General features: G+C 71.8%; 21 protein-coding genes and 2 tRNA genes. 5 read left to right on the top strand and 18 right to left on the bottom strand.

The features are described from left to right. Window positions 1–156 precede the first annotated feature (156 nt). Together ACFWRT_RS19385 and lepA are read right to left on the bottom strand one after the other, a co-directional pair. The gene (locus ACFWRT_RS19385) at window positions 157–2,046 is read right to left on the bottom strand and encodes an AMP-dependent synthetase/ligase (protein WP_380954745.1); all 1,890 of its coding nucleotides are present in this window, start codon (window positions 2,044–2,046) and stop codon (window positions 157–159) included. Between the two features lie 347 nt (window positions 2,047–2,393). Beyond that, a complete protein-coding gene (lepA, locus tag ACFWRT_RS19380) occupies window positions 2,394–4,268 on the bottom strand; it encodes a translation elongation factor 4 (protein WP_380954744.1) in 1,875 nt (624 codons plus the stop codon). Window positions 4,269–4,496: 228 nt separating this feature from the next. On the opposite strand from lepA, the gene rpsT reads away from it, so the two are divergent. Further along, entirely contained in the window at window positions 4,497–4,763 is a 267-nt protein-coding gene (gene rpsT / locus ACFWRT_RS19375; RefSeq protein WP_326705921.1) for a 30S ribosomal protein S20, read from the top strand. Window positions 4,764–5,085: 322 nt separating this feature from the next. Here rpsT and holA read toward each other — a convergent pair whose 3' ends face one another. Then, window positions 5,086–6,072, bottom strand: a complete 987-nt coding sequence (gene holA / locus ACFWRT_RS19370; protein WP_380954742.1) for a DNA polymerase III subunit delta — start codon at window positions 6,070–6,072, stop codon at window positions 5,086–5,088. A gap of 91 nt (window positions 6,073–6,163) precedes the next feature. Here holA and ACFWRT_RS19365 point away from each other — a divergent pair, with 91 nt between their 5' ends. Together ACFWRT_RS19365 and ACFWRT_RS19360 are read left to right on the top strand one after the other, a co-directional pair. Beyond that, on the top strand, window positions 6,164–6,409 hold the full coding sequence (locus ACFWRT_RS19365; protein WP_380954740.1) for a hypothetical protein: 246 nt from the start codon (window positions 6,164–6,166) through the stop codon (window positions 6,407–6,409). Window positions 6,410–6,500: 91 nt separating this feature from the next. Continuing rightward, window positions 6,501–6,995 carry a pyridoxamine 5'-phosphate oxidase family protein gene (locus ACFWRT_RS19360; RefSeq protein WP_380954739.1) on the top strand — a complete coding sequence of 165 codons (495 nt, stop codon included), beginning with the start codon at window positions 6,501–6,503 and terminating at the stop codon, window positions 6,993–6,995. On the opposite strand, the gene ACFWRT_RS19355 is transcribed toward ACFWRT_RS19360, so the two are convergent. From ACFWRT_RS19355 to leuS, 5 genes are all read right to left on the bottom strand, one after another. Then, window positions 6,978–9,608, bottom strand: a complete 2,631-nt coding sequence (locus tag ACFWRT_RS19355; protein WP_380954753.1) for a ComEC/Rec2 family competence protein — start codon at window positions 9,606–9,608, stop codon at window positions 6,978–6,980. The genes ACFWRT_RS19360 and ACFWRT_RS19355 overlap by 18 nt on opposite strands. A 17-nt stretch (window positions 9,609–9,625) precedes the next feature. Beyond that, window positions 9,626–10,327, bottom strand: a complete 702-nt coding sequence (locus ACFWRT_RS19350; protein ID WP_380954737.1) for a ComEA family DNA-binding protein — start codon at window positions 10,325–10,327, stop codon at window positions 9,626–9,628. An 814-nt stretch (window positions 10,328–11,141) separates the two neighbouring features. Then, window positions 11,142–11,987 carry a DegV family protein gene (locus ACFWRT_RS19345; protein ID WP_380954735.1) on the bottom strand — a complete coding sequence of 282 codons (846 nt, stop codon included), beginning with the start codon at window positions 11,985–11,987 and terminating at the stop codon, window positions 11,142–11,144. A 100-nt stretch (window positions 11,988–12,087) separates the two neighbouring features. Next, entirely contained in the window at window positions 12,088–12,861 is a 774-nt protein-coding gene (locus ACFWRT_RS19340) for a hypothetical protein (RefSeq protein ID WP_380954733.1), read from the bottom strand. 137 nt (window positions 12,862–12,998) lie between these two features. Then, entirely contained in the window at window positions 12,999–15,872 is a 2,874-nt protein-coding gene (gene leuS / locus ACFWRT_RS19335) for a leucine--tRNA ligase (RefSeq protein WP_380954731.1), read from the bottom strand. Between the two features lie 450 nt (window positions 15,873–16,322). Between leuS and ACFWRT_RS19330 the strand changes: the two genes are divergently transcribed. Together ACFWRT_RS19330 and ACFWRT_RS19325 are read left to right on the top strand one after the other, a co-directional pair. Then, a complete protein-coding gene (locus ACFWRT_RS19330; protein WP_380954730.1) occupies window positions 16,323–17,936 on the top strand; it encodes a hypothetical protein in 1,614 nt (537 codons plus the stop codon). After that, window positions 17,933–19,510: a ferredoxin gene (locus ACFWRT_RS19325; RefSeq protein ID WP_381121323.1), complete on the top strand. Its 1,578-nt coding sequence runs from the start codon at window positions 17,933–17,935 to the stop codon at window positions 19,508–19,510. The genes ACFWRT_RS19330 and ACFWRT_RS19325 overlap by 4 nt, the downstream gene beginning before the upstream one ends. 68 nt (window positions 19,511–19,578) lie before the next feature. On the opposite strand, the gene ACFWRT_RS19320 is transcribed toward ACFWRT_RS19325, so the two are convergent. The 10 genes from ACFWRT_RS19320 to ACFWRT_RS19275 all read right to left on the bottom strand — a co-directional run bounded on the left by ACFWRT_RS19320 (window position 19,579) and on the right by ACFWRT_RS19275 (window position 24,684). After that, a tRNA-Ala gene (locus tag ACFWRT_RS19320) sits at window positions 19,579–19,651 on the bottom strand. A gap of 148 nt (window positions 19,652–19,799) precedes the next feature. Then, window positions 19,800–20,033 (bottom strand): hypothetical protein, encoded by a 234-nt coding sequence (locus tag ACFWRT_RS19315; protein ID WP_018487125.1) that lies wholly within the window; start codon window positions 20,031–20,033, stop codon window positions 19,800–19,802. A 3-nt stretch (window positions 20,034–20,036) separates the two neighbouring features. Then, window positions 20,037–20,225 carry a hypothetical protein gene (locus tag ACFWRT_RS19310; protein WP_078533114.1) on the bottom strand — a complete coding sequence of 63 codons (189 nt, stop codon included), beginning with the start codon at window positions 20,223–20,225 and terminating at the stop codon, window positions 20,037–20,039. 185 nt (window positions 20,226–20,410) lie between these two features. Further along, window positions 20,411–20,483, bottom strand: a tRNA-Ala gene (locus ACFWRT_RS19305). Between the two features lie 139 nt (window positions 20,484–20,622). Further along, window positions 20,623–21,276 (bottom strand): histidine phosphatase family protein, encoded by a 654-nt coding sequence (locus ACFWRT_RS19300; RefSeq protein ID WP_380954752.1) that lies wholly within the window; start codon window positions 21,274–21,276, stop codon window positions 20,623–20,625. Then, a complete protein-coding gene (gene rsfS / locus ACFWRT_RS19295; protein WP_030563602.1) occupies window positions 21,273–21,704 on the bottom strand; it encodes a ribosome silencing factor in 432 nt (143 codons plus the stop codon). Before rsfS ends, ACFWRT_RS19300 begins: the two co-directional genes overlap by 4 nt. Before the next feature lie 82 nt (window positions 21,705–21,786). Next, complete coding sequence (locus ACFWRT_RS19290) at window positions 21,787–23,610, bottom strand: LCP family protein (RefSeq protein WP_380954729.1); 1,824 nt, start codon at window positions 23,608–23,610, stop codon at window positions 21,787–21,789. A 19-nt stretch (window positions 23,611–23,629) separates the two neighbouring features. Then, window positions 23,630–24,247 carry a nicotinate-nucleotide adenylyltransferase gene (gene nadD / locus ACFWRT_RS19285; RefSeq protein ID WP_380954728.1) on the bottom strand — a complete coding sequence of 206 codons (618 nt, stop codon included), beginning with the start codon at window positions 24,245–24,247 and terminating at the stop codon, window positions 23,630–23,632. Window positions 24,248–24,285: 38 nt separating this feature from the next. Further along, window positions 24,286–24,447, bottom strand: a complete 162-nt coding sequence (locus tag ACFWRT_RS19280; RefSeq protein WP_018511513.1) for a hypothetical protein — start codon at window positions 24,445–24,447, stop codon at window positions 24,286–24,288. A gap of 84 nt (window positions 24,448–24,531) precedes the next feature. Next, window positions 24,532–24,684: a hypothetical protein gene (locus ACFWRT_RS19275; RefSeq protein ID WP_380954727.1), complete on the bottom strand. Its 153-nt coding sequence runs from the start codon at window positions 24,682–24,684 to the stop codon at window positions 24,532–24,534. Window positions 24,685–24,789: the final 105 nt, after the last annotated feature.

Genomic DNA, 24,789 nt, shown 5'->3' with positions numbered 1-24,789 from the left:
ACGTGGCCCCCGCCGGGGGGGGCGGGTTTCGTGGGGGCCCGGGGCCTCCCCCCCCCCCCCCCGCCCGGGGGCGGGCCCCGGGGGGGGGGGGGCCCCCCCCCCGGGGGGGGGGGGCCCCCCCCCGTCCGCGTACCCAAGGCGCTTCGGCCCCTCGCGTCACGCCTCGCGTGAGCCCGCGTACATCTCGTCGATCAGCCCCTGGTACTCCCGCTCGACGACCGGCCGCTTCAGCTTGAGGCTCGGGGTCAGCTCACCGTGCTCGACGTCCAGGTCGCGCGGCAGGAGGCGGAACTTCTTGATGGTCTGCCAGCGCTGGAGGCCCTCGTTGAGGCGCTGTACGTACCCGTCGATGAGCTCGACGGTCTGCGGGGCGGCGACGACGTCCGCGTACTCCTTGCCCTCCAGGCCGTTCTCGGCGGCCCAGTTCAGGATGGTCGGGCCGTCGAGGGCGATGAGCGCGGTGCAGAAGTTACGGTCCGCGCCGTGCACCAGGATGTTGGAGACGAACGGGCAGACCGCCTTGAACTGGCCCTCGACCTCGGCCGGGGCGACGTACTTGCCGCCCGACGTCTTGATCAGGTCCTTCTTGCGGTCGGTGATGCGCAGGTAGCCGTCGGCCGACAGCTCGCCGATGTCACCGGTGTGGAACCAGCCGTCCGACTCCAGGACCTCTTCGGTCTTCTCGGGCAGGTTGTGGTAGCCCTGCATGATGCCGGGGCCGCGCAGCAGGATCTCGCCGTCGTCCGCGATGCGGACCTCGGTGCCGGGGAGCGGCTTGCCGACGGTGCCGGTGCGGTAGGCCTCGCCCGGGTTGACGAAGGAGGCGGCGCTGCTCTCGGTGAGGCCGTAGCCCTCCAGGATGTGGACGCCGGCGCCCGCGAAGAAGAAGCCGATGTCGGGGGCGAGGGCGGCGGAGCCGGAGATGCAGGCGCGCAGCCGGCCGCCGAAGGCGTCGCGGATCTTGGAGAAGACCAGCGTGTCGGCGACCTTGTGCTTGGCGCCGAGCGCGAAGGGGACGGAGGCCTTGCCGGTGCGGCGGTAGTTGTCCTGGGAGACCTTGGCGTACTCGCGGCCGACCCCGGCCGCCCACTGGAAGATCTTGTACTTGGCGCCGCCGCCCGCACGGGCCTTGGAGGCGACCCCGTTGTAGACCTTCTCGAAGATCCGGGGCACGGCCGCCATGTAGGTCGGCTGGACGACCGGCAGGTTCTCGATGATCTTGTCGATGCGGCCGTCGATCGCGGTGACGTGGCCGACCTCGATCTGGCCCGAGGTGAGGACCTTGCCGAAGACGTGGGCGAGCGGCAGCCAGAGGTACTGCACGTCCTCGGCGGTGATCAGGCCGGTCGCCACGGTGGCCTTGGCCATGTACGACCAGTTGTCGTGCGGCAGCCGTACGCCCTTGGGGCGGCCGGTGGTGCCGGAGGTGTAGATGAGGGTGGCGAGCTGGTCGGCGGTGATGGCGGCGACCCGCTCGGTGACCGCGTCCGGGGTCTTGGCGAGCAGCTCGTTGCCCCGGGCCTCCAGATCGTCGAGGGTGATGATCCAGCCATCGGGGTCGCCCTCGGCGGGCTCGACGCCGGCCGGGTCGATGACGACGACATGGGCGAGGTCGGGCAGCTCGGTGCGGCGCTCCCGGGCCTTGGCGAGCTGCTCGGCGTCCTCGGCGATGAGGATGCGGCTCTCGGAGTCGGCCAGGATGAAGGCGGACTCCTCGGCGTTCGTCGAGGGGTAGACCGTGGTGGTCGCGGCGCCCGCGCACATCACGCCGAGGTCGATGAGGACCCACTCGACCCGGGTGGCGGAGGAGAGGGCGACCCGCTGCTCGGGCCGCACGCCGAGCGCGATCAGCCCGGCGGCGATCGCGTAGACCCGCTTCGCGGCCTGTCCCCAGCTCAGCGACTTCCAGTCGTCGGGACCCTCGCCCGAGGCCGACGGCACCGGATAGCGGTAGGCCTCCCCGTCCGGGGTCGCCGCCACGCGGTCGATGAAGAGGGCCGCCACGGAGGGCGGCCGGTTATCGATCAAGGTCTGTGTGTCGCTCACGACGTCCTCCGGGCCTGCGGCATTGCTACGACCGGCTTCTTTGATACGGCGACTTGCTCTGTACGTCCTGCTGCGCAACCTGCTTGTTCGGCTTGTTTAACTGGCGAGTAACCAACGATGCGTGATCAGAGTAGAGGCCACTCGTCCGCCACGTAAGAGGCAACGAGCCGCCGCTTTCATAACGAAAGGGCCCTCGCTCCGCACGTTACTGCGGGGTGAGGGCCCTTCGGCCGACCGTCGGCGGGCGTCGGCCCGGTCGTCGTCAGACGTCGGCCTCGTCGTCGTCAGGCGTCGGCCCGGTCGTCGTCAGACAACGGCCTGGTCGTCGTCAGGCGTCGGCGCGGGAACTACTTCTTGCCCTTGCTCTCCCCGGCGGACTCGTCGGTCGACAGCACCGAGATGAAGGCGTCCTGCGGAACCTCCACGTTGCCGACCATCTTCATCCGCTTCTTGCCCTCCTTCTGCTTCTCCAGCAGCTTCCGCTTACGGGAGATGTCACCGCCGTAGCACTTGGCGAGGACGTCCTTGCGGATGGCGCGGACCGTCTCACGGGCGATGACCCGGGCGCCGATGGCGGCCTGGATCGGCACCTCGAAGTTCTGCCGCGGGATGAGCTTCTGCAGCTTGGCGACGAGCCGTACGCCGTACGCGTACGCCTTGTCCTTGTGCGTGACCGCGGAGAACGCGTCCACCTTGTCACCGTGGAGCAGGATGTCGACCTTGACGAGGTGGGCCGACTGCTCGCCGGTGGGCTCGTAGTCGAGGGAGGCGTAACCGCGGGTCTTGGACTTGAGCTGGTCGAAGAAGTCGAAGACGATCTCGGCGAGCGGCAGGGTGTAGCGGATCTCGACCCGGTCCTCGGAGAGGTAGTCCATGCCGAGCAGGGTGCCGCGCCGGCCCTGGCAGAGCTCCATGATCGCGCCGATGAACTCGCTGGGGGCCAGCACCGTGGCGCGGACGACCGGCTCGTGCACCTTGTCGATCTTGCCCTCGGGGAACTCGCTCGGGTTGGTGACGACGTGCTCGGTGCCGTCCTCCATCTCGACCCGGTAGACCACGTTGGGCGCGGTGGCGATGAGGTCGAGGCCGAACTCGCGCTCCAGCCGCTCGCGGACCACGTCCAGGTGGAGCAGGCCGAGGAAGCCGACGCGGAAGCCGAAGCCGAGCGCGGCGGAGGTCTCCGGCTCGTAGACCAGGGCGGCGTCGTTGAGCTGGAGCTTGTCCAGCGCCTCGCGCAGGTCCGGGTAGTCCGATCCGTCGAGCGGATACAGCCCCGAGAAGACCATCGGCTTCGGGTCCTTGTAACCGCCGAGCGCCTCGGTCGCCCCGTTGTTGAGGGAGGTGATCGTGTCACCGACCTTGGACTGCCGGACGTCCTTCACACCGGTGATGATGTAGCCGACCTCGCCCACGCCGATGCCGTCGGCCGGGGTCATCTCCGGGGAGGACACCCCGATCTCCAGCAGCTCGTGAGTGGCGCCGGTCGACATCATCCTGATGCGCTCGCGCTTGTTGAGCTGTCCGTCGACGACACGGACGTAGGTGACGACACCCCGGTACGAGTCGTAGACCGAGTCGAAGATCATCGCGCGGGCGGGGGCGTCCGCGACGCCGACCGGGGCGGGAACGTCCCGCACGACCCGGTCGAGCAGCGCGTCCACGCCGACACCGGTCTTGGCGGAGACCTTCAGCACGTCCTCCGGCTGGCAACCGATGAGGTTGGCCAGCTCCTCGGAGAACTTCTCCGGCTGCGCGGCGGGCAGGTCGATCTTGTTGAGCACCGGGACGATGGTGAGGTCGTTCTCCATCGCCAGGTAGAGGTTGGCCAGCGTCTGGGCCTCGATGCCCTGCGCGGCGTCGACCAGCAGGACCGTGCCCTCGCAGGCCGCGAGCGAACGCGAGACCTCGTAGGTGAAGTCCACGTGGCCCGGGGTGTCGATCATGTTGAGGATGTGGGTGGTCCCCGTGTCCTCGCCCGTGTTGGGCGCCCAGGGAAGTCGGACCGCCTGGGACTTGATGGTGATGCCGCGCTCGCGCTCGATGTCCATCCGGTCGAGGTACTGAGCACGCATCTGCCGCTGGTCGACCACACCGGTCAGCTGGAGCATCCGGTCGGCAAGGGTCGACTTGCCGTGGTCGATGTGCGCGATGATGCAGAAATTGCGGATCAGCGCCGGGTCGGTACGGCTCGGCTCGGGCACGTTGGAAGGAGTCGCGGGCACGCAGGGTCCTGATTCTTGAGACGCCGAACGCCGTGTCTCGGGTCGATGTCGGGTCGGTCGGATCGTCGGTCGGATCGATACGTAGGCTCCATCGTCCCACGCCTGCGGGACAGTGACCGGTTTGGGCTGGTCGGAGGGTGACTGCTACCGTGGACAGCTGTGCCTCGTGGCTCTCGCGAGCGGCGTGGCTCACCTGGTAGATCCAATCGAACCTGAAAAGGCTCTTTCGTGGCGAACATCAAGTCCCAGATCAAGCGGAACAAGACCAACGAGAAGGCGCGCCTGCGCAACAAGGCCGTCAAGTCGTCGCTCAAGACCGCGATCCGCAAGGCCCGCGAGGCCGTCGTTGCCGGTGACGCCGAGAAGGCCACCACGGCCGTCCGCGACGCTTCCCGTCAGCTCGACAAGGCTGTCTCGAAGGGTGTCATCCACAAGAACGCCGCCGCCAACAAGAAGTCGGCGCTGGCGTCCAAGGTCGCCTCCCTGCAGGCCTGAGCTTCTTCCCGAAGCTCACTGATGTGACCGCCGGAACGGACTCGACGGGCCCTCTCTCCCGTCCCTGACCGGCACCCCGCGCCGCACACCGAACCTGCGTTCGCCACGCGGGTGCGGCGCACCAAGAGCGTGACCCGGAAGCCCCGGACGCCGATCTCCCCAGATCAGCGCTCCGGGGCTTTCGCATGTCAGCCCGTCCGGGGCATTTACGGCGTGCTGTATCCAGCCCGTCCGGGGCATTCCCTCCCAGCCCGTCCGGCGTTTGAGGACGGAACCGGTCACGACAGGGCCCCGCACCCAGCGGTGAACCGTGAGGGAACGGCTACCGCCCAGACCTGGCGGCCCGCGCCACCGCGACAACGGCCTTCTCCAGGGCGTACTCCGGGTCGTCCCCCCCACCCTTCACCCCCGCGTCCGCCGCAGCCACGGCCCGCAGGGCCGAGGCCACCCCGTCCGGCGTCCACCCCCGCATCTGCTGCCGCACCCGGTCGATCTTCCACGGCGGCATCCCCAGCTCCCGGGCGAGGTCCGCCGGCCGCCCGCCCCGCGCGGAGGACAGCTTCCCGATCGCCCGCACCCCCTGCGCCAGCGCACTGGTGATCAGCACGGGCGCGACCCCGGTCGACAGCGACCACCGCAGCGCCTCAAGCGCCTCCGCCGCCCGCCCCTCGACCGCCCGGTCGGCGACCGTGAACGACGACGCCTCCGCCCGCCCCGTGTAGTAGCGCCCGACGACCGCCTCGTCGATCGTCCCCTCGACATCCGCGATCAGCTGCGACACCGCACTGGCCAGCTCCCGCAGATCGCTGCCGATGGAGTCGACCAGCGCCTGGCACGCCTCCGGCGTCGCGGACCGCCCATGGGTCCGGAACTCCGACCGTACGAAGGAGAGCCGCTCGGCCGGCTTGGTGGTCTTCGGGCAGGCGACCTCCCGGGCCCCGGCCTTGCGCGCCGCGTCCAGGAGCCCCTTGCCCTTGGCTCCGCCCGCGTGCAGCAGGACGAGCGTGATCTCCTCGACCGGCGCCCCGAGATACGCCTTGACGTCCTTGACCGTGTCGGCCGCGAGGTCCTGCGCGTTGCGCACGATCACGACCTTGCGCTCGGCGAAGAGCGAGGGGCTGGTGAGCTCGGCGAGCGTGCCGGGCTGCACCTGGTCGGACGTCAGATCACGGACATCCGTATCGGCGTCGGCAGCGCGGGCCGCCGCCACCACCTGCTGCACCGCACGGTCCAGGAGGAGGTCCTCCTGGCCCACGGCGAGGGTGAGGGGGGCGAGCGGATCGTCGGTGGAATTCTTCCTGGTGGCCATCGCGATCCAGCATCCCATGGCCCACTGACAGCCCGGATCCCCCGCCGTCCCAGGGTGCGGGGCACGGCTGCCCGTACCGGAGAATGTCCGGGTGAGCGATGAGAGACATGTACTGGTGCTGCCCGACCGCGACGCCGCGGAGGAGGTGGCCGGGGAGCTGGCGGACCGTTTCGGGGTCGCCGAGGAACCCCAGCTCGTACGGGACGCCCTGGCCGGCGAGGACGACGCCGAGGACGCCCAGTGGCTGGTGGTCGTGGAGGACCCGGCCGGTCGCCTGGACCCGGCCGCGCTGGACGAGTTCGCGGCGGAGTACGAGGGGTGGCTGGAGAAGCCGTAGCACCTCGGGGCGCCTCGGGCCCGAACGGGGCGAAAGACCTAGGTCCGGCGGCCGACGCGCACCGTCCCGGACGGCGGTTAGCGTGACGGCCATGACCACCACCCCACACCCTCCGCGCAGCCGCGAACAGCGCCTACGGGACACGCTCGACCGCCTCCGTGACGACGTGGACGCGTGGGTGGCGACCGCTTCCCCGGACGGCACCCCCTGCCTGGTGCCGCTGTCGTTCGTCTGGCACGGGGACACCTTGCTGATGGCGACGCGGAGGACCAACCCGACGGCGGTCAACGTGACCCCCACCGGCCCGATCAGGCTCACCCTCGGCCCCACCCGCGACGTGGTGCTCATCGAGGGAGAGGCCGAGATCATTGAGGGAACGGCCCTCCCCACCGCCTCCGGGGACGCGTTCGCGGCGAAGCTCACGTGGGACCCGCGGAAGAACGCGCCGTGGGTGTACCTGCGCGTCACTCCGCACACCGTCCGGGCCTGGCGGGAGGTGAACGAGCTGGCCGACCGCGACCTGATGCTCGCCGGTGCCTGGCTGGTCCCGCCTTCCTCCCTCGACCGGTCACCCCTCCCCTCCTGAACGGGCCACCGCCCGCAGCTCCTTGCCCGCCCCCGTCACCGCGATGGCGCCGTCGGTGTCGGTCCGCAGGACCCGCGCCCCGGCGGCCCTGAGCGCGTCGAGGGTACGGGGTGCCGGGTGGCCGTACGGGTTGTCCGCACCGCAGGAGATGAGCGCCAGCCTCGGCCGCGTACGGTCGAGCAGCCCCGCGTCCTGGAAGCCCGAGCCGTGGTGGGCCACCTTGAGGACGTCCACCCGGGGCAGTCCCGCCGGGCTGTGCAGCAACCCCCGCTGGGCCGGTGGTTCGAGGTCGCCGAGGAGCAGCAGCGTCAGTCCGCCCGCGGCCCGTACGTGCAGGGTCACGCTGGAGTCGTTCGGCCCGCCCGCCCCCTTCACCGCTCCGGCTCGCCCGGCTCCCCCGGGCCCGTCGCGCGGCCAGAGGACCCGCCAGTCCAGCGGCCCCGCCCGGCGTCGCTCGCCGGGTACCGCCCGCACCGTCGCGACCCGGGCCGTCGCCGCCGTACGCCGGACGAACGCGGCCTGCTCGGGCGGCTCGTCGAGGCTCGTCGTCTGGACCGCGCCCACCGCCCTGCCCCGCAGCACGCCGGGCAGCCCCCTCACATGGTCGGCGTGGAAGTGGGTGAGGATCACGAGCGGGACGCGGGTGACCCCGAGATCGCGCAGGCAGCGGTCGACCGAGCGGGGGTCGGGTCCGGCGTCGACGACCACCCCCGTCCCCTCCCCGGCCGCGAGCACCATCGCATCGCCCTGCCCGACGTCGCACAGCGCGAACGCCCAGCCGGGCGGCGGCCACCCGGTGACGATCCGGGTCAGCGGGGCCGGGCGGAGCACCACCAGGACCAGGAGCAGCGCGGCGGCGAGGCAGAGCCAGGGATGGCGAATCAGCCGAGGGGCGAGCAGCACGGCCAGGACCGTGAGGAGCGCGAGGAGCGCGGCGCCGGCCCACCCCCCGGGCCACGGGGCCTCCGCCCCGGGAAGGCCCGCCCCCGTGCGGGCCACCGAGGCGATCCACCCGGCCGGCCAGCCCGCGACCCACGCCAGCAGTTCGGCCACCGATGGGGCGACCGGGGCGACGGCCAGCGCCGCGAACCCGAACACCGTCGCGGGCGCCACCGCGAACTCCGCCAGCAGGTTGCACGGAATCGCCACCAGGCTCACCCGCGAGGCCAGGACCACCACCACGGGCGCACACACCGCCTGCGCCGCTGCCGCCGCCGCCAGCACCTCGGCGAACCGGACCGGCATCCCCCGCCGCTGGAGCGCCGCGCTCCACCGCGGCGCGAGCGTCAGCAGGGCCCCGGTGGCCAGGACCGACAGCAGGAACCCGTAACTCCGGGCCAGCCAGGGGTCGTACAGCACCAGGAGCACCACGGCCGCCGCCAGGGCGGGGATCAGTGACCTGCGGCGGCCGGTCCCGATGGCGAGCAGGGTGATCAGACCGCAGGCCGCCGCGCGCAGGACGCTCGGCTCGGGACGGCAGACGACGATGAAGACGAGCGTCAGCGCGCCGCCGATCAGCGCGGTCCCCCGCAGGGAGATGCCCAACTTCGGCGCCAGACCTCGCCTTTCACTGTTCAGCGCCGATCCGGGCGGGCCGATGAGGAGGAAGAGCAAGATCGACAGGTTTGCCCCGGACACCGCTAACAGGTGCGTCAGGTCGGTGGCCTTGAAGGCGTCGTGGAGCTCCGGCGGGACCCTGGAGGTGTCTCCCACCACCAGCCCCGGCAGCAGCGCCCGCGCGTCGGCATCGAGACCGTCCGTCGCCTCCCGCAGTCCGGAGCGCAGTTTCCCGGCCACGCGCTGGACGGCCGTCGGGGGCCCGGTGATCCGGGGTGGCCCTTCGGCATCCACCCGCAGGACGGCGGCCAGGCGTTCACCCTGGTGGGCGGGGGGTGAGAGGCGGCCGCCGACGCGCAGCCGGGTGGACGGCAGGAGCTCCTGCCACCGCGCCCGGTCGTCCCCGGGCGAGACCATGAGGAGCACGGGTGTCCGGACCCGGGTGCGGTGGCCGTCGGGGGCGGTCACCTCGGTGATGTCCGCGTCGAGCAGGAGCATGGCGGGGGTGCTGTGGCTGCCCCGCACGCCGGGGCGGGTCGGCCGGGGGTCCGAGGTGATCCGCACCTCGGCGTCGACCCGCGCATGCTCCTGCGCCAGCCCGGGGACGGGGCCTCGCCGCACGTCGGCGCCGTGCAGTCCCGCCGTGGCCCCGCCCGCCGCCGCGCAGAGCAGCACGGCTCCCGCCGCGACGGCCCGTTTGCGCCCCGTAGGTGCGGCAGCCCGCTTGCGCCCAGTAGATGCGGCGCCCCGCCTTCCGCCGGCCGGTGCGACGGCGGGTCCGCCCCCGGCCGGGGCTGCGGCCCGCCTGTCTCCGGAGGGCATGGCGGCACGCCTGCTTCCGGCGGCGGACGCGGCCGCCAGGAGCACGAGCGCCACGCCGGCACAGACCGCCACCCCCGCGGCCACCCAGCGCCCCGGCAGCCCCAGCGCGAGCGCCGCGGCCGCCCAGACCGCCAGCGCCGGCGGGACGAGCCGCAGATCCGTCGGACCCTCCTCCCGGGCCCCGGCTGTCCCCGGCACACCGCTCGGGGTGGCGGTCGCGTCCCGGTCGGCCACACCCGCCTCGGGGCCGTTCACGGCTGCACGAGCGGTCGGAGGTCGGCGAACCGGCGGTCACCGATGCCGTTGACCTGCCGGAGCTCGTCGACGGACCGGAATCCGCCGTTCTCCGTGCGATGGTCGATGATGTGCTGCGCCAGCACGGGCCCGACCCCCGGCAGGGTTTCGAGCTGCTCCTTGGTCGCCCCGCTCAAGCTCAGCGGTGCCGCCGGACCGGGCGAACCCGGGGCGCCGGTCACGCCGCCCGCCGCCCCGCCGGTCGCGCCGGTCGCGCCGAGGGCAGCCGGGGCCTGGGGCACCCCCACCGCCACCTGCTCGCCGTCCATGAGCACGCGGGCCCGGTTGAGCCCCGTCACATCGGTCCCGGCGCGCACTCCGCCCGCCGCCCGGAGCGCGTCCGCCACCCTGGAACCGGCCGGCAGGCGCTGGACGCCTGGGCGGTGCACCTTGCCGCTGACATCCACGACGATCTCCCGGGCCGGTTCGGGAGGAGGGGAAGGCGGCGCGCCCGCAACCGGCCGGGGCACCGGGTCCGCGCCGGTGGCCCGTAACGGATCGTCGGCCACCGCCGCGGCCCCCGCCTCCACCGTCTCGGGCGCACGCACCCCTTGCGGACGCACGGACCAGAAGTGGAAGGCGGCGAGGCCGACGGCCGCCACCAGCACCAGGGCCAGCGCCGCGAGCGTCCGAGGTGCCAGCCCCCACCTGATTCGCACCCACAAGGGCACCCGGTCCCAGAGCCCCGACACCACACGCCCCACCTGTGAGGGTCCAACTGTCCGGGGGTGGGCGCACTCCCCCGCGCGCTCCCCCACGCCGTCGTCAAGCAGCGGGTACGTGCTGGAACCGGGCTCAGGAACCACACCCGGACCGGGATCAGGAACCACACCGAGGCCCGGCTCAGCACCCACACCCGAGCTCGACTCAGCAGCCGCACCCGGCCCCGGCCCACCCGCCATCAGCGCGTCCGCCCGGCGCCTCGCGGCCGCCGCCGCCAGGGCGGCACGGCCGCGCGCGGACCCGGGCCTGCCAGGGCGGGCGCCGGGCCGGGCACCGGGACGGACCCCCGCCCGGCCGCTCGGGCGGCTACCGGGACCGCGCCGCACCCGGCGCCCGCCCGCCGGAGCACGTTCGGTGGCGGCCGCCACTCCGGCAGCCGGACCACCGGGAGCCGGTACCGAAGCCGGGATCGGAGACGGGATCGGAGACGGGACGGGAGACGAGAGGGGAGACGGCGCCCGAGACGGCGAGACCGGGGGCGGGGCGGCGGCAGACGCGTAGTCAGCGGCAGCGGACAGGGCGTCGGGGATCGACATCCGAGAAGTTCGAAGGGCCATGCCTCACGACGTTAGGCACACCCGCCCGAACCCGCTGAGCAGCCCCGATTCCTGTGGACAACCGGCCAGTTGTGGATATCCCGGTCACCCGTCCGAGGGTTGCACCACCTCGCCAGGCACCCCGTCACCGCCAGGACATCACCGGCACCCGCCATCACGGAGAGATCACCACGGAGAGATCACCGCCGATAGATCACCGCGGCGAGATCACCGCGCCGAGCAGCCCCGGCCCCGTGTGCGCCCCGATCACCGCACCCACCTCGCTGACATGGAGGTCGGCCAGCCCCGGCACCCGTTCCCGCAGCCGATCGGCCAGGCGCTCCGCGCGCTCCGGCGCCGCGAGGTGGTGGACGGCGATGTCCACCGCGGCCTGACCGGCCCGCTCGGCGACGATCTCCTCCAGGCGGGCGATGGCCTTGGACGCCGTCCGTACCTTCTCCAGCATCTCGATCCGGCCGCCGTCGAGCTGGAGGATCGGCTTCACCGCGAGCGCGGATCCCAGCAGCGCCTGGGCCGTGCCGATACGGCCGCCCCTGCGGAGGTAGTCCAGGGTGTCGACATAGAAATACGCGGATGTCGCGGCGGCCCGCTTCTCCGCCGCCACCACGACCTCGTCCGGACTGCCGCCCGCCTCCGCGCTCTCCGCGGCCGCGAGCGCGCAGAAGCCCAGGGCCATGGCGACCATGCCGGTGTCCACCACGCGTACCGGGATCGGGGCGTCCTTGGCCGCGAGCAGCGCGGCATCGTACGTGCCCGAGAACTCCGCCGACAGGTGCAGGGAGACGACGGCGTCGGCCCCGCCGTCGGCGGCCGCCCGGTAGGTCGCGGCGAAGACCTCGGGGCTGGGGCGCGAGGTGGTCACGGAGTGGCGTTTCTGCAGGGCCAGGGCGAGCGAGCGGGCCGAGATCTCCGTGCCCTCCTCCAGCGCCTGATCGCCCAGGACGACGGTCAGCGGCACCGCGGTGATGCCGTGCCGTTCCATCGTCCGGCGCGGCAGGTAGGCCGTTGAATCAGTGACGATAGCGACATGGCGGGACATGAGCCGGAGGTTACCTGCCGAGGTGGGAGTGCGGGAGCCCGGCCCCGGCCCCGCGATCATTCGCGGTCACTTCGGAACGCGTCCTGTCACCGCGCAACCGTCAGTTGGTCGTCTCCGGCCTGGGCGCCTTCTGCCACGGGTACTTCGTCCGCAGGTGCGGGTCCGGCGCGGTGATCGCCTGCGGGGCCTCCTCGCGGGCCGGTCCGCCCCAGGACTCCTCCGCCGTACTGCTGTTGCCGCCCCCGGTGGCCGGCTCGGGCCAGTCCACCCCCGCGTCGCGCCCCCGCGTCGCCCCGGCCTCCGGCCCTTGCGAGGTCCCAGGCCGCTCCTCCACGGTCCAGTGCCGCAGGGCCCCCGCCTCGATGTCGATCTGCGCGTTCAGCGCGTCCAGGTCGTCGTCGGCGAACTGCCGCGCGCGGTCCCGGGCCGCCCAGCGCAGCGAGTCCGCCGAGTGGGTGATCCGCTCGGTGCGCTCCCTCAGCTGCGGCAGCAGGCCGGCGACCGTCGCCCGGTCCGGCTCGCGCTCCAGCCGCTTCAGCTCCTCGTCCAGCTCCAGGCCGTGGGCGCTCAGCCGCCGGAAGAGGCCGACCGACTCCGCGAGTGAGGAGTCCTCCGCCACCCCGGCGTGCAGGGCGTCCTGGGTGGCGCGCATCGAGGTGCGCAGGGCGAGCCGGAGCTGGGCCAGCTCCCCCGCGACACCGGTCTGGCCGAAGCTCTTGGCCCGGAGCGTGGTGTCCTCCACCGTGCGGCGGGCCTGGGTGATCGTGCGGTCCACGCCTCGCTTGGCCACGCCGACAGCCTTCACGGTCGCATAGACGCCCAGCGCGATGAACGCGACCAAGAGCAGCGCCAGGATCGTGATCGCGGCTTCCATGAATGCCCCTCGGTGTCTCGATGCGGCTGCCGGTAGCGGTCGCTCCCCTCCACCGTAAACGGAGCGGGCAGGCCGAGGGTTCCTTCGGAACCCCCAACCTGCCCGTAGGGGATGGCCCTAACAACGTACGAAAAGGGTCACGCGGGGACGATGTTCACCAGCTTCGGCGCGCGCACGATCACCTTGCGGATCCCGGCGCCGCCCAGCGCCGCGACGACCGCCGCGTCCGCCAGGGCCAGTGCCTCCAGCTCCTCGTCCGTGATGGCGGGCGAGATCTCCAGGCGGGCCCGGACCTTGCCCTTGATCTGGACGACACAGGTGACGGTCTCGTCCACGACGTACGCCGGGTCGGCCACCGGGAAGTCCTGGTGGACGACGGACTCGGTGTGGCCCAGCCGGCGCCACAGCTCCTCCGCGATGTGCGGGGCCAGCGGGGCGATCAGCAGGACCAGCCGGTCGGCCACGGACCGCGACAGCGGGCCGCCCGCCTTCGTCAGGTGGTTGTTCAGCTCGGTGATCTTGGCGATGGCGGTGTTGAACCGCATCCCCTCCAGGTCCTGGCCGACCCCGTCGATGGCCTTGTGCAGGGCCCGCAGGGTCTCCTCACCGGGCTCGGTGTCGACGACGGTGACCTCGCCGGTCTCCTCGTCGACCACGTTGCGCCACAGCCGCTGCAGCAGCCGGTACTGGCCGACCACGGCCCGCGTGTCCCAGGGGCGCGACACGTCCAGCGGGCCCATCGCCATCTCGTACAGGCGCAGTGTGTCCGCGCCGTACTCGGCGCAGATCTCGTCCGGCGTGACCGCGTTCTTCAGGGACTTGCCCATCTTCCCCAGGACGCGGCTGACCTTTTCGCCCTCGTAGTAGAAGGCGCCGTCGCGCTCCTCCACCTCGGCGGCGGGGACGGCGATGCCCCGGGCGTCGCGGTAGACGAAGGCCTGGATCATGCCCTGGTTGTACAGCTTGTGGAACGGCTCGGCGGACGAGATGTGGCCCAGGTCGTGCAGCACCTTGGACCAGAAGCGCGCGTACAGCAGGTGCAGTACGGCGTGCTCGGCGCCGCCGACGTACAGGTCGACGCCGCCGGTCGGCTGCCCCTCGCGCGGGCCCATCCAGTACTGCTCGATCGACGGGTCGACCAGCTGCCGGTCGTTGGTCGGGTCCAGGTAGCGCAGCTCGTACCAGCAGGAACCGGCCCAGTTGGGCATGGTGTTGGTCTCACGGCGGTACTTCCGCGGACCGGCGCCGTCGCCCAGGTCCAGCGTGACGTTGACCCAGTCCGCGTTGCGCGACAGCGGGGTCTCCGGCTGGGTGTCGGCGTCCTCCGGGTCGAAGGTGCGCGGCGAGTAGTCCTCGACCTCCGGCAGCTCCAGCGGCAGCATCGACTCGGGCAGCGGGTGGGCGATGCCTTCCTCGTCGTACACGATCGGGAAGGGCTCGCCCCAGTACCGCTGGCGGCTGAACAGCCAGTCGCGCAGCCGGAAGTTGACGGTGCCTTCACCGACGCCGTGCTCCTGCAGCCACTCGGTGATCCTCGCCTTGGCCTCGACGACGCCCAGGCCGTCCAGCGAGATCTCGTCGTTGGCGGAGTTGACCAGCTTCGCGTCGTACGAGCCGAAGGCGTCGTCCCACGTGGAGGGGTCGGTGCCGCGGTCGTCGGACGGCTGGACGACACAGCGCATCGGCAGCTCGAAGGCGCGCGCGAAGGCGAAGTCGCGCGCGTCGTGCGCCGGTACGGCCATGATCGCGCCGGTGCCGTACCCCATCAGGACGTAGTCCGCGATGAAGACGGGGACCTTCTCGCCGCTGACCGGGTTGGTCGCGTACGCGCCGGTGAAGACACCGGTCTTGTCCTTGGCCTCGGCCTGCCGCTCGACGTCGGACTTGGCGGCGGCCTGCTTGCGGTACGCGGTGACGGCCTCGGCCGGGCTCGCGTGCCCGCCGGTCCACACCGGGTGGGTGCCCTCGGGCCAGGCGGCCGGGATGATCCGCTCGACCAGCTCGTGCTCGGGCGCCAGCACCATGTAGGTGGCGCCGAACAGGGTGTCCTGACGGGTGGTGAAGACGGTGATGCCGCCGGCGGTGTCGACCGGGAACTCGACGCGGGCGCCCTCGGACCGCCCGATCCAGTTGCGCTGCTGCAGCTTGATGGCCTCGGGCCAGTCCAGCCCGTCCAGGTCGTCCAGCAGCCGGTCGGCGTAGGCGGTGATGCGCATGTTCCACTGGCGCAGCTTGGCCTTGAAGACGGGGAAGTTGCCGCGCTCGGAGCGGCCGTCGGCGGTGACCTCCTCGTTGGCCAGGACGGTGCCCAGGCCGGGCGACCAGTTGACGGGTGCGTCGGAGGCGTACGCCAGGCGGTACCGGCCCAGCAGGTCGGCGCGCTCGGCGGCGGTCAGCGCGCTCCACTCACGGCCGTCGGGGGTCGCCCGGGTGCCGTTCTCGAACTGCTCGACCAGCTCGGCGATCGGGCGGGCCCGGTCGGCCTCGGTGTCGTACCAGGAGTTGAAGATCTGCAGGAAGATCCACTGCGTCCACTTGTAGTACTCGGCCTCGATCGTCGCGAACGAGCGACGGTTGTCGTGGCCCAGACCCAGCCGGCGCAGTTGGACCTTCATGTTCTCCATGTTGGCCTCGGTGGAGGCCCGGGGGTGCGTGCCCGTCTGGACGGCGTACTGCTCGGCGGGCAGGCCGAACGCGTCGAAGCCCAGGGTGTGCAGCACGTTGTGGCCGGTCATCCGCTGGTGGCGGGCGTAGACATCGGTGGCGATGTAGCCCAGCGGGTGTCCGACGTGCAGCCCGGCGCCCGAGGGGTACGGGAACATGTCCATGATGAACTTCTTCGGCTTGGCGGCCAGCTCCGGGTCGCCCGCCAGATCACCGGTGGGGTTCGGTGCCTCGTACGTCCCCTCCGCGTCCCAGAAGTCCTGCCAGCGTGCCTCGATGTCGGCGGCCATCGCCGCCGTGTAGCGGTGCGGCGCGGCCGTCTCGGCTGCGGAATTCGTCTCGCTCATGATCCTCAAAGCTCCATCGATCGTCATCTGCCGGGAAACGAAAAATCCCCTCGCACAGGAGGGGACGCCGCGCTGACTCCGACCAGGCGTTCTCACCGGTCGGGACTCTTCAGCGCGGCTCGCTAAGCAGAAGGCGTACGGCACGCATGGCGTCAGGGTACCGCACGGGCCCGGAGGGGAGCGGGCGGCGGCCGGTGGGTGGACACCGCCCGTGTACGCCCGGAAAACGGGCCGGAGAAACAGCCCCGGAGAACGTGGATCGAAGAGGTTACTCGGCGTACCGACCTCTATCGGGGCAACCGAGCAAAGCCCGTACTGGTTGGTATGGGGCGCCCTAGCATGCGGCAACGGGACCGCTTTGCCGAACTATTCGGAGTCGCCCCCATGAACCCTCTGCACTCTCTGAACTCTCATCGCAAGATCCGCGTATCCCCCAGCATGAGCCCCGGAATGAGTCGGCCTGTACAGGGCGGCCTGACTGTCACCGCCCTGGTTTTCGTCCCTCTGCTCGCCGTCGCGGGGAGCGACGGCTTCCGCGCCACCCTCGATTTCACCACCGGCGTGCTGTCGCTGGTGTCGCTCAGCGCGGCCGTCGCCTGGGGCCTGCTGGCCACCGACCGGCTGTTCCTCTCCACCCGGCAGCGGATCATCTGCCAGGGCATCCACCGGGCCACGGCCATCGCCGCGCTCGGCTTCCTGCTGCTGCACGGCACCGTGAAAATCACCCTCGGCCATGTGTCCTTGATCGGCGCCCTCATACCCTTCGGCCTCGGTGTCACGGGTACGGCGGGGCTGATCGGCTTCGGCTCGCTGGCCGGACTGCTCATGGTCGTCACGGCCGCGACCGGCGCCCTGCGCAGCGCGTTCGCCCACCCCTCCCCCGCGGCCACCCGGCTGGGACAGTCACTGGGCTCCCCCAGGGAGGCGGGCGGCATCGCGGGCCGGTGGCGCGCGCTGCACGCCCTGGCCTACCCGGCCTGGTGCGCCGCGCTGGTCCACGGCCTGTACGCGGGGCGGGCGCCCGCCACCTGGGTCGTCGTGATGTACGGCCTCTGCCTCACCGCCGTAGCCGGCGCCCTGTGCCTGCGGCTGCTGCCCCGTCCGACGAAGCGCCGGATCACCGACCGGATCACCGCGCTCATGAGCCCGGACGCGGACTTCGACATGCCGGACCCGGTACTGCGCGGGTCCTCGCGGCCGGGCGCGGAGCGGGGGCCCGGCCGGGACCGCGAGCCGCCTGCCGCGGACCCCGAGGGGTGGAGTGCCCCGGACCGGGAGGTCCGGGGCACTCCGGTGCGCCCGCGCACCCTGTCGGCGCCGCTCCCCCCGCCGATGCCCCCACCCGTACCACTGTCCGGTTCGCTGCACTCGCCGCAGGAGACGCACTCCCTGCACGAGGCGCCGACGGAGCTGCTGTACGGGGTCCAGCCCCCGGCGTACGAACCCCCTCCGTACGAACCGCCGCCCCGTAGCTCCGACCGGCTGGCCGACGGCCCCATGGGCGGGCCGGGGATCGGGACGACGGGTGGGCCGGGGATGGGGCCGGGGATCGGAGCGTCGGGCGGGCCGGGGATATCGGCCGGGTACCGCGCCGTCTCCCAGGCCGGTGGCGCCGCCCGCCCGCCGGGCGCCAGGTGGCCCGCTCCGTCCCCCGCCCCGCCCGCGCAGGCCCAGCACGGCCCGCAGGGAGGCGAGCACACCTACGCGCCCCCGCAGGAACCACCTCTGTACGCGTCGCCGCTCTCCACGACGTCCCCTTACGGCACCCCGGCGTACGGCACAGCTGACGCGACGCCTTCCTTCGACAGCGCTCCGACCGGCAGCGTCCCGATGCCCAGCGCCCCGGCCCCCTCCTACGAAACCTCCTACGAGACCTCCTACGAAGCGTCCTGGGAAACCCCGTACCGGGCGGCGCCGGCGCCCGAGCCCTCCGCCACAGCCGTCCCCACCCCAGCCGTCCCCATCACACCCACCCCCCGCACCGGCGCCGAACCGCCGGCCGGACCGTTCTCCGCGCCCCCGGCCGGCGAACCGTGGCACGCACCCGCAGGAGACCGACCGTGAACGCCCCCCTCCCCGATGTTCCCGAGGTCCGCGTCGTCGGCCTGCCGCAACTGACCATCGGCTTCGACCTGGTGGAGCGGCTCGACCTCGCCATGCACCTGAAGGTGCACGGGCCCCTCGAACCGATGACCGGCGAGCGGCTGGCCGAGCTGGCCGAAGCGATCTCCCTGCGCGGGCGGGGCGGCGCCGGGTTCCCCTTCGGGAAGAAGATGCGGGCCGTGGCGAAGGCGTCCATCCGGCGCGGGGTGCGGCCCGTCGTCGTGATCAACGGGAGCGAGGGCGAGCCCGCCTGCCGCAAGGACACCGTCCTGCTCAACCGCGCCCCGCACCTGATCCTGGACGGCGCCCTGCTGGCCGCCGAGGCGCTCGGCGCGCGCACGCTGGTCGTCGCCGTCACCCGTAACTCCACCGAGGTCTCCGTCCGCGCGGCACTGGCCGAGCGCGGTCTCTCCGACCGGCGCGGCCAGCAGTTGCGCGCCCGCGTGGTGCGCACCCCGGAACGCATGGTCTCCGGCGAGGCGTCCTCGGTGATCCGGGCGGCCAACGGCGGCCCCGCCATGCCTCCGGGCCGGCGTGAGCGGGTGGCCGAGACCGGGGTCGGCGGCTCCCCGACCCTGCTGTCGAACGCGGAGACGTACGCCCAGCTCGCCGTCGCCGCCCGGATCGGCCCCCGCCGCTACGGGCACACCGGGCTGCCGAACGAACCCGGCACCGTCCTGCTCACCGTCTCCGGCGCCGTGGCGCGGCCCATGGTCGTCGAGGTGCCGACCGGGGTGCCGCTGCGGTACGTCCTCCAGCTCGCCGGAGCGCCGCCGCTGCCCCAAGGGGTCCTGACCGGCGGCTACCACGGCAACTGGATCGACGCGGTCGCCTCCCACAACGCGGTGGTATCCCGCGAGTCCCTGGCCACCGTCGGCGGCGCGCTCGGGGCGGGCGCGATCCTGCCGATCGGGCCGGAGACCTGCCCGCTCGGCGAATCACTCCGGATCGCGAACTGGCTGGCCGCCGAGACCGCCGGACAGTGCGGCCCGTGCAAGCTGGGGCTCCCGGCGGCAGCGGGCGGACTGTCCGACGTGCTGAACGGCGGCGGGCCCGCCGCGCTGGAGGCCCTGCGCGAGGTGACCCAGGCCGTGAAGGGCCGGGGCGCGTGCAAGCACCCGGACGGTTCGGCGCGGTTCCTGATGTCGACGCTGTCGGCGTTCACCGACGACCTCGCCGCACATGTCCTGGACGGCGGCTGCGGGCGCGAGACGCTCGGCGTGCTGCCGCTGCCCGCCTCCGGCTACCAGGACCTGGAGGAGTCGATCCCCAGCGGCGAGAAGCTGGCGGTGGACTGGACGCTCTGCCAGGGCCACGGTCTCTGCGCGGACATCGTCCCCGAGCTCATCAGGCTGGGCCCTGACGGCTATCCGGCGGTGGCGGACGCCTCGGTCCCGATGCACCTGCGCGGACGGGCCCAGCGGGCCGTACGGCGCTGCCCCGCGCTGGCGCTGCGGATCGAGCAGCCGGCCCCCGAGCAGCGCCCCGCGCTGCCCGCCGTCAACCGGCGGGCCCTGGGCAGCGGACGCGACTGACCGGGCGTCACGACCAAAAGAAGCGGGCCACCCGGATCGGGTGGCCCCGCTTCTTGATGGGGAACTTGTGGAGCTAAGGAGAATTGAACTCCTGACCTCCTGCATGCCATGCAGGCGCTCTACCAACTGAGCTATAGCCCCGTGCTGTCCGCCGCCCGGTTTCCCTTGGCGACATCGAGAACATTACACGGTCCCCCCGGTGCTTCACCAAATCGTTTCCGGTGCGCACGCATATGCCCGAATTATCCTGTGGGTTGAACCGGCAACCGCAGGTCAGAGGCCTGGACGATCACGCCGTGGCGAAGGAGTAGAAGCGCTTGAGGGTGCAGTGCTCCTCCAGGAGCCGCCCGTAGATCGGCTCCCCCTCCAGCTCCCGGTAGGTCTCGATGGGGTCGCCTTTTATGATCAGCGCCCGGGCGCATTCCTCGCACCAGTACTGGTATTCCGCGTTGATCGGGTCCATGTCCCTGACAATGGGCGTACCGCTGCCGCACCAGTCGCACTTACGCCTGTGTGCACCCATCAGTCAGCTCCAGCTGTGGCCGCAGGCCGTACACACGTAGGAGACCCCTCCGTTGTCGCCCAGGACTTGGGCCACGTGGGACGAACCGCAGGACGGACAGCCGAGCCGGGATCGATCTTCGGACGTTACGGGGCCGGGGGACGAGGCGGCGACAAGGGGCAGGTCGGGGACGTGTTCGCGACTCGCAGGCATCGCACTCCCTCCCGATCGGTCCGTCGCCCCCTCCGGCGCTCCGATTCTGCCATGGCCCCGCAAGGGGGTCAGCCCGCTCGCCGTCTCCCGAGGAAGGTTCGGGCCCGGGAGAACGAGGAAAGCCGGGCGGTTCGTGATCCCTCATCGAGGAAGATCATGAACTGCCCGGCTTCACCTGTTGCGAGTGGAGCTAAGGAGAATTGAACTCCTGACCTCCTGCATGCCATGCAGGCGCTCTACCAACTGAGCTATAGCCCCGCTGTCCGCTGTGTTTCCCTGCGTTTCCGCGCTGCGAACAAGAAGAACTTTAGCGTGTGACCTGCCGGAAAGTGAAATCCGGCCGCGGCCGCCCGGGGACGGCCCTGCGACGGCCTGCGAACAGGGTCCGGGGGTGGCCCTAGTCGTCGTCGCCGAGCACCGGTTCCGGCAGCGTGCCGGCGTTGTGCTCCAGCAGGCGCCAGCCGCGCGCGCCCTCGCCCAGGACGGACCAGCAGCAGTTGCTCAGCCCGCCGAGCCCTTCCCAGTGGTGCGCCTCCAGGCCGAGGAGACGGCCGATCGTCGTCCTGATCGTGCCGCCGTGGCTGACCACGACGAGCGTGCCGTCGACGGGCAGCTTCTCGGCGTGCTCCAGGACGACGGGTGCGGCCCGGTCGGCGACCTCGGTCTCCAGCTCACCGCCGCCCCTGCGCACCGGCTCGCCGCGCTTCCAGGCGGCGTACTGCTCGCCGTACCGCTCGACGATCTCCACGTGCGTCAGGCCCTGCCACTCACCCGCGTACGTCTCACGGAGTGCGGCGTCGTGGGCCACGGTGAGACCGGTGACGGCGGCGAGCTCGGCGGCCGTGGCCGCCGCCCGCCGGAGGTCGGAGGCGACGACGGCGTCGGGCTTCAGCGAGGCGAGCAGCCGGGCGGCCCTGCGGGCCTGCCCGACGCCCTCCTCGGTGAGCTCGATGTCCGTGGAGCCCTGGAAGCGCCGCTCCAGGTTCCACGCGGTCTGGCCGTGACGCCAGAGGACGATTCTGCGGCCCCTGCCGCTGCGGCTGCCGTTCAGCTCTGGTCACCTTCCGTGCTGCCGTTGAGCTGTGCGTGCTCCTCGGCCTTGCCGCGGGTCTTGATCGCGTCCTCGGGGAGGGCGATCTCCGGGCAGTCCTTCCACAGGCGCTCCAGCGCGTAGAAGACGCGCTCCTCGCTGTGCTGGACGTGGATGACGATGTCGACGTAGTCGAGGAGGATCCAGCGGGCGTCGCGGTCGCCCTCACGGCGCACCGGCTTGGCGCCGAGCTGCTTCTGGAGCTGCTCCTCGATCTCGTCGACGATCGACTTGACCTGGCGGTCGTTGGGAGCCGAGGCCAGCAGGAAGGCGTCGGTGATCGACAGCACATCGCTGACGTCGTAGGCGATGATGTCGTGCGCGAGCCGGTCGGCGGCCGCCTGAGCGGCGGCGTTGATGAGCTCGATGGAGCGGTCCGTGGCGGTCACATGCAGGCTTTCGTCGGCGGTCGGATGCAACCTCTAGGGTCTCACGGACCGCCGACAACCCCTCCCGCCGACGATGGGACGATTACTTGCTCTTGTAGTCCTGCCCCAGCACGGCGGACACGTCCGCGTTGGCGGCCGGCTCGCCCTTCTTCACCGCACCGGCGGGCAGCCCCAGGGTCTTGGCGACCTCGGTGGCCTTCTCCTTGTCCCCGGCGCCGCGGTACAGCACCACGGACGCGGCCTCGGTCTCGGCCTTGCCGCTGTCCACGAAGGCGTAACCGCCGTTGACCAGCGTGATCCGGGCGGATTCGCCGGCGTCGGCGTTCCCGGTGGCGTTGCGGACGGCGACCCGCAGGGGCGCGCCCTCCTCGGGAGCCTTCACCGTGCCGCCGAGGATGTCCTTGACGACGCTGCGGGTGGCCGCGTCGGTGAGGGTGCCGTCGTCCTGGACCGGCAGCATCGCCGTCTTGTAGTCGCCGACCTTGGCCCGCGAGGCCAGCTTGGCCAGCGAGGCCCCGAGGTCCTTCTCGGGCAGCGACGGGTCCAGGACCTGCGCCAGCGTCTCCACGGTCACGGTCGCGGCCTTGGGATCCTCCGAGATCTTGCGCAGCACCGCGCGCATGACCTCCCCGAACCGCGTCAACTGCTTGGCCTCGGCCTCCCCGGGCGCGAGGTAGGTGGCGTACGCGACGGCCATCGGGCCGCTGAGCGTCTGCGCCTCCCCCTTCCTCACCAGGGGCGCTGCACCCTTCTTGGCGTCGGGAACATCGATGTCGGTGTCCATCTCGATGTTGCCGACCTGCTCGACGAGGATCTCCAGGTACGGGGTGTCCAGCCGCCAGGTGCCGCTGATCTTGGTACCGAGGAGGGTCTCGACCGACTCCCTGGTGCCGGTCCTGCCGTCGTCGTCGACGGACTTGCCCAGCGTGGTGGTGGCTCCGTCGTCACCGGCGACGGCGAGGGTGTTCGGCAGGAGGACGGTGGTGCCCTGCTTGGTGGTGGCGTTGTCGACGAGGAGAGCTGTCGACGTGCCGCCCTTCTTGGTGTTGTGCAGGTGCACCACGATCACGTCGCGCTGCTGCGCGCCCACGGCGACCGACTTCTTCTCCTCCGTGCCGGAGAGGCCGGGGAGCAGGTCGGCGGACCAGAGGTAGCCGACGCCGCCGACGACCACGAGCACGGCGACGACGATCAGGGCGATCATCCGGTTGCGGCCCTTGCGCCGCGCTTCCTCGCGCCGTTCGCTGCGGCTCTCGGTGAACTTCAGCCAGTCGATGACGTCTTCGGAGTCCTCGTCGGGCTCCTCGATGAACGAGAACTGTTCGGTGCGGTAGTCAGGCGCGGGGGCGCGCTGCCCGGGGACGGCGGGGTCCTGCTCGGCCGCCGACTCCGGCGCGGGGGCCTGCTCAGGCGTGGGCCGCGCGGCCGGCTGCGGGGCGTGCTGCTGCGGTGCCTGCTCCGGTGCGGGGGCGGCGGCCTGCTGCGGGATGTTCCACTGGTCGGTGTCGACGGCCGCGGGCTGCTGCCCGGAGGTGTAGCCGTAGTCGGTGTAGGCCCCGTACCCGTAGCCCTGCCCCTGGTTTTGCGCCTGGCCCTGACTTTGGCCGTATCCCTGGCCGCCCTGGTCCTGCTGGGGGTGCTGCTGGCCCGCGTAGGGGTCGTAGGGCTGACCCTGGGGCTGCTGGGAGTGGCCGTACGGGTCGTATCCGTACCCCGACCCCGCGTCGGGGACCTGCCCCTGGCGCTGTTCCTGCCCCTGGCCCTGCTGGGCGGTGTAGGGGTCGTACTGCTGTCCGCCCTGCTGCCCCTGCTGCTGGTACACCGGCTGCCCGTACTCGTCGTAGCCGATGATCTGCGGCTGCTGGTAGTACGGGTCGTGGCCGTACGGGTTCTGTCGGTCGTTCACCGGTGCCCCTCTCCGTGGCTCAGTCGCCGCGGTACAGCTGGCGCTTGTCGATGTAGCGGACCACGCCGTCCGGCACCAGGTACCAGACCGGCTCCCCCTGCGCGACCCTCTCACGGCAGTCCGTGGACGAGATCGCCAGCGCGGGCACCTCCACGAGGGAGACACCGCCCTCGGGGAGCCCGTCGTCCGTGAGCACGTGACCCGGCCGGGTCACACCGATGAAGTGCGAGAGCGAGAACAGCTCCTCCGCGTCGCGCCAGGTGAGGATCTGGGAGAGCGCGTCGGCGCCGGTGATGAAGAAGAGGTCCGCGTCGCCGTGGACCTCGCGCAGGTCCCGCAGCGTATCGATGGTGTACGTCGGTCCGCCACGGTCGATGTCACTGCGGCTGACCGAGAACTGCGGGTTGGACGCGGTGGCGATGACCGTCATCAGGTAGCGGTCCTCGGCCGGGGAGACCGTCTTGTGGCTCTTCTGCCACGGCTGCCCGGTCGGGACGAACATGACCTCGTCGAGATGGAACTGGGCGGCCACTTCACTGGCCGCCACCAGGTGTCCATGATGAATCGGGTCGAATGTCCCGCCCATGACGCCGATCCGGCGCTTCTCGGGGCCGGTAGGCACTTCCTGCTCTCCCATGCGTGCAGAGCCTACTGGCACAGCTGTACGCCTCTGACTCAGCGGTCGCGGTTGAAGCGGGTGGTGATCCACAGCAGGAACATCAGCGCGAGGAAGGCCAGGCCACCGACGAGGTAGGGGTTGAGGCTCTCGTGGTTGCCGCCGCCCTCACCTCCGGAGGCGAGGGTGACCAGCTCGTGTGCGGTGCTCGTGAGGCTCATCTTCGGCAGGACCTATCGATCGTGAGACGGAAGAACGACGTCGGGCACATCGTATGCGGGGCCTTCGGGCACGCTCACGCCGACTCAGTCGTTGTCGTCGGTGTTGCGGTATCCGCGCAGCAGAATCCAGGCCAGCAGCACCGCTCCGACGATCGAGACCAGCAGCACGATCCGGAGCGTGGCCCCCGGCCCCTGTTCTGCGGAGGCGGCGGCAAGGGTGACGGCGATGTGCGGCATTTCGGGCGCTCCTCAAAGTTATCCACAGCCCCCCGCACACCGTAGCGCCACCGCATACGCTGGGTTTTGTCCGGGGGACGAGCAACGTCTCGTACGAACAGGGGG

It is taken from the genome of Streptomyces cyaneofuscatus, from assembly GCF_042718795.1.
GTDB lineage: Bacteria > Actinomycetota > Actinomycetes > Streptomycetales > Streptomycetaceae > Streptomyces > Streptomyces cyaneofuscatus_A.
The sequence above is the reverse complement of the archived record's forward strand: the minus strand, read 5'-3'. Positions and strand labels throughout refer to the sequence as shown.

Bases quoted from the DNA above. Each gene is read 5' to 3' on its own strand.
- holA (WP_380954742.1), bottom strand. From the start codon at position 6,072: ATGGCCACCAGGAAGAATTCCACCGACGATCCGCTCGCCCCCCTCACC.
- ACFWRT_RS19360 (WP_380954739.1), top strand. From the start codon at position 6,501: ATGACCACCACCCCACACCCTCCGCGCAGCCGCGAACAGCGCCTACGG.
- ACFWRT_RS19345 (WP_380954735.1), bottom strand. From the start codon at position 11,987: ATGTCCCGCCATGTCGCTATCGTCACTGATTCAACGGCCTACCTGCCG.
- ACFWRT_RS19340 (WP_380954733.1), bottom strand. From the start codon at position 12,861: ATGGAAGCCGCGATCACGATCCTGGCGCTGCTCTTGGTCGCGTTCATC.
- leuS (WP_380954731.1), bottom strand. From the start codon at position 15,872: ATGAGCGAGACGAATTCCGCAGCCGAGACGGCCGCGCCGCACCGCTAC.
- ACFWRT_RS19330 (WP_380954730.1), top strand. From the start codon at position 16,323: ATGAGTCGGCCTGTACAGGGCGGCCTGACTGTCACCGCCCTGGTTTTC.
- ACFWRT_RS19315 (WP_018487125.1), bottom strand. From the start codon at position 20,033: ATGGGTGCACACAGGCGTAAGTGCGACTGGTGCGGCAGCGGTACGCCC.
- ACFWRT_RS19310 (WP_078533114.1), bottom strand. From the start codon at position 20,225: ATGCCTGCGAGTCGCGAACACGTCCCCGACCTGCCCCTTGTCGCCGCC.
- nadD (WP_380954728.1), bottom strand. From the start codon at position 24,247: ATGGGAGAGCAGGAAGTGCCTACCGGCCCCGAGAAGCGCCGGATCGGC.
- ACFWRT_RS19280 (WP_018511513.1), bottom strand. From the start codon at position 24,447: ATGAGCCTCACGAGCACCGCACACGAGCTGGTCACCCTCGCCTCCGGA.
- ACFWRT_RS19275 (WP_380954727.1), bottom strand. From the start codon at position 24,684: ATGCCGCACATCGCCGTCACCCTTGCCGCCGCCTCCGCAGAACAGGGG.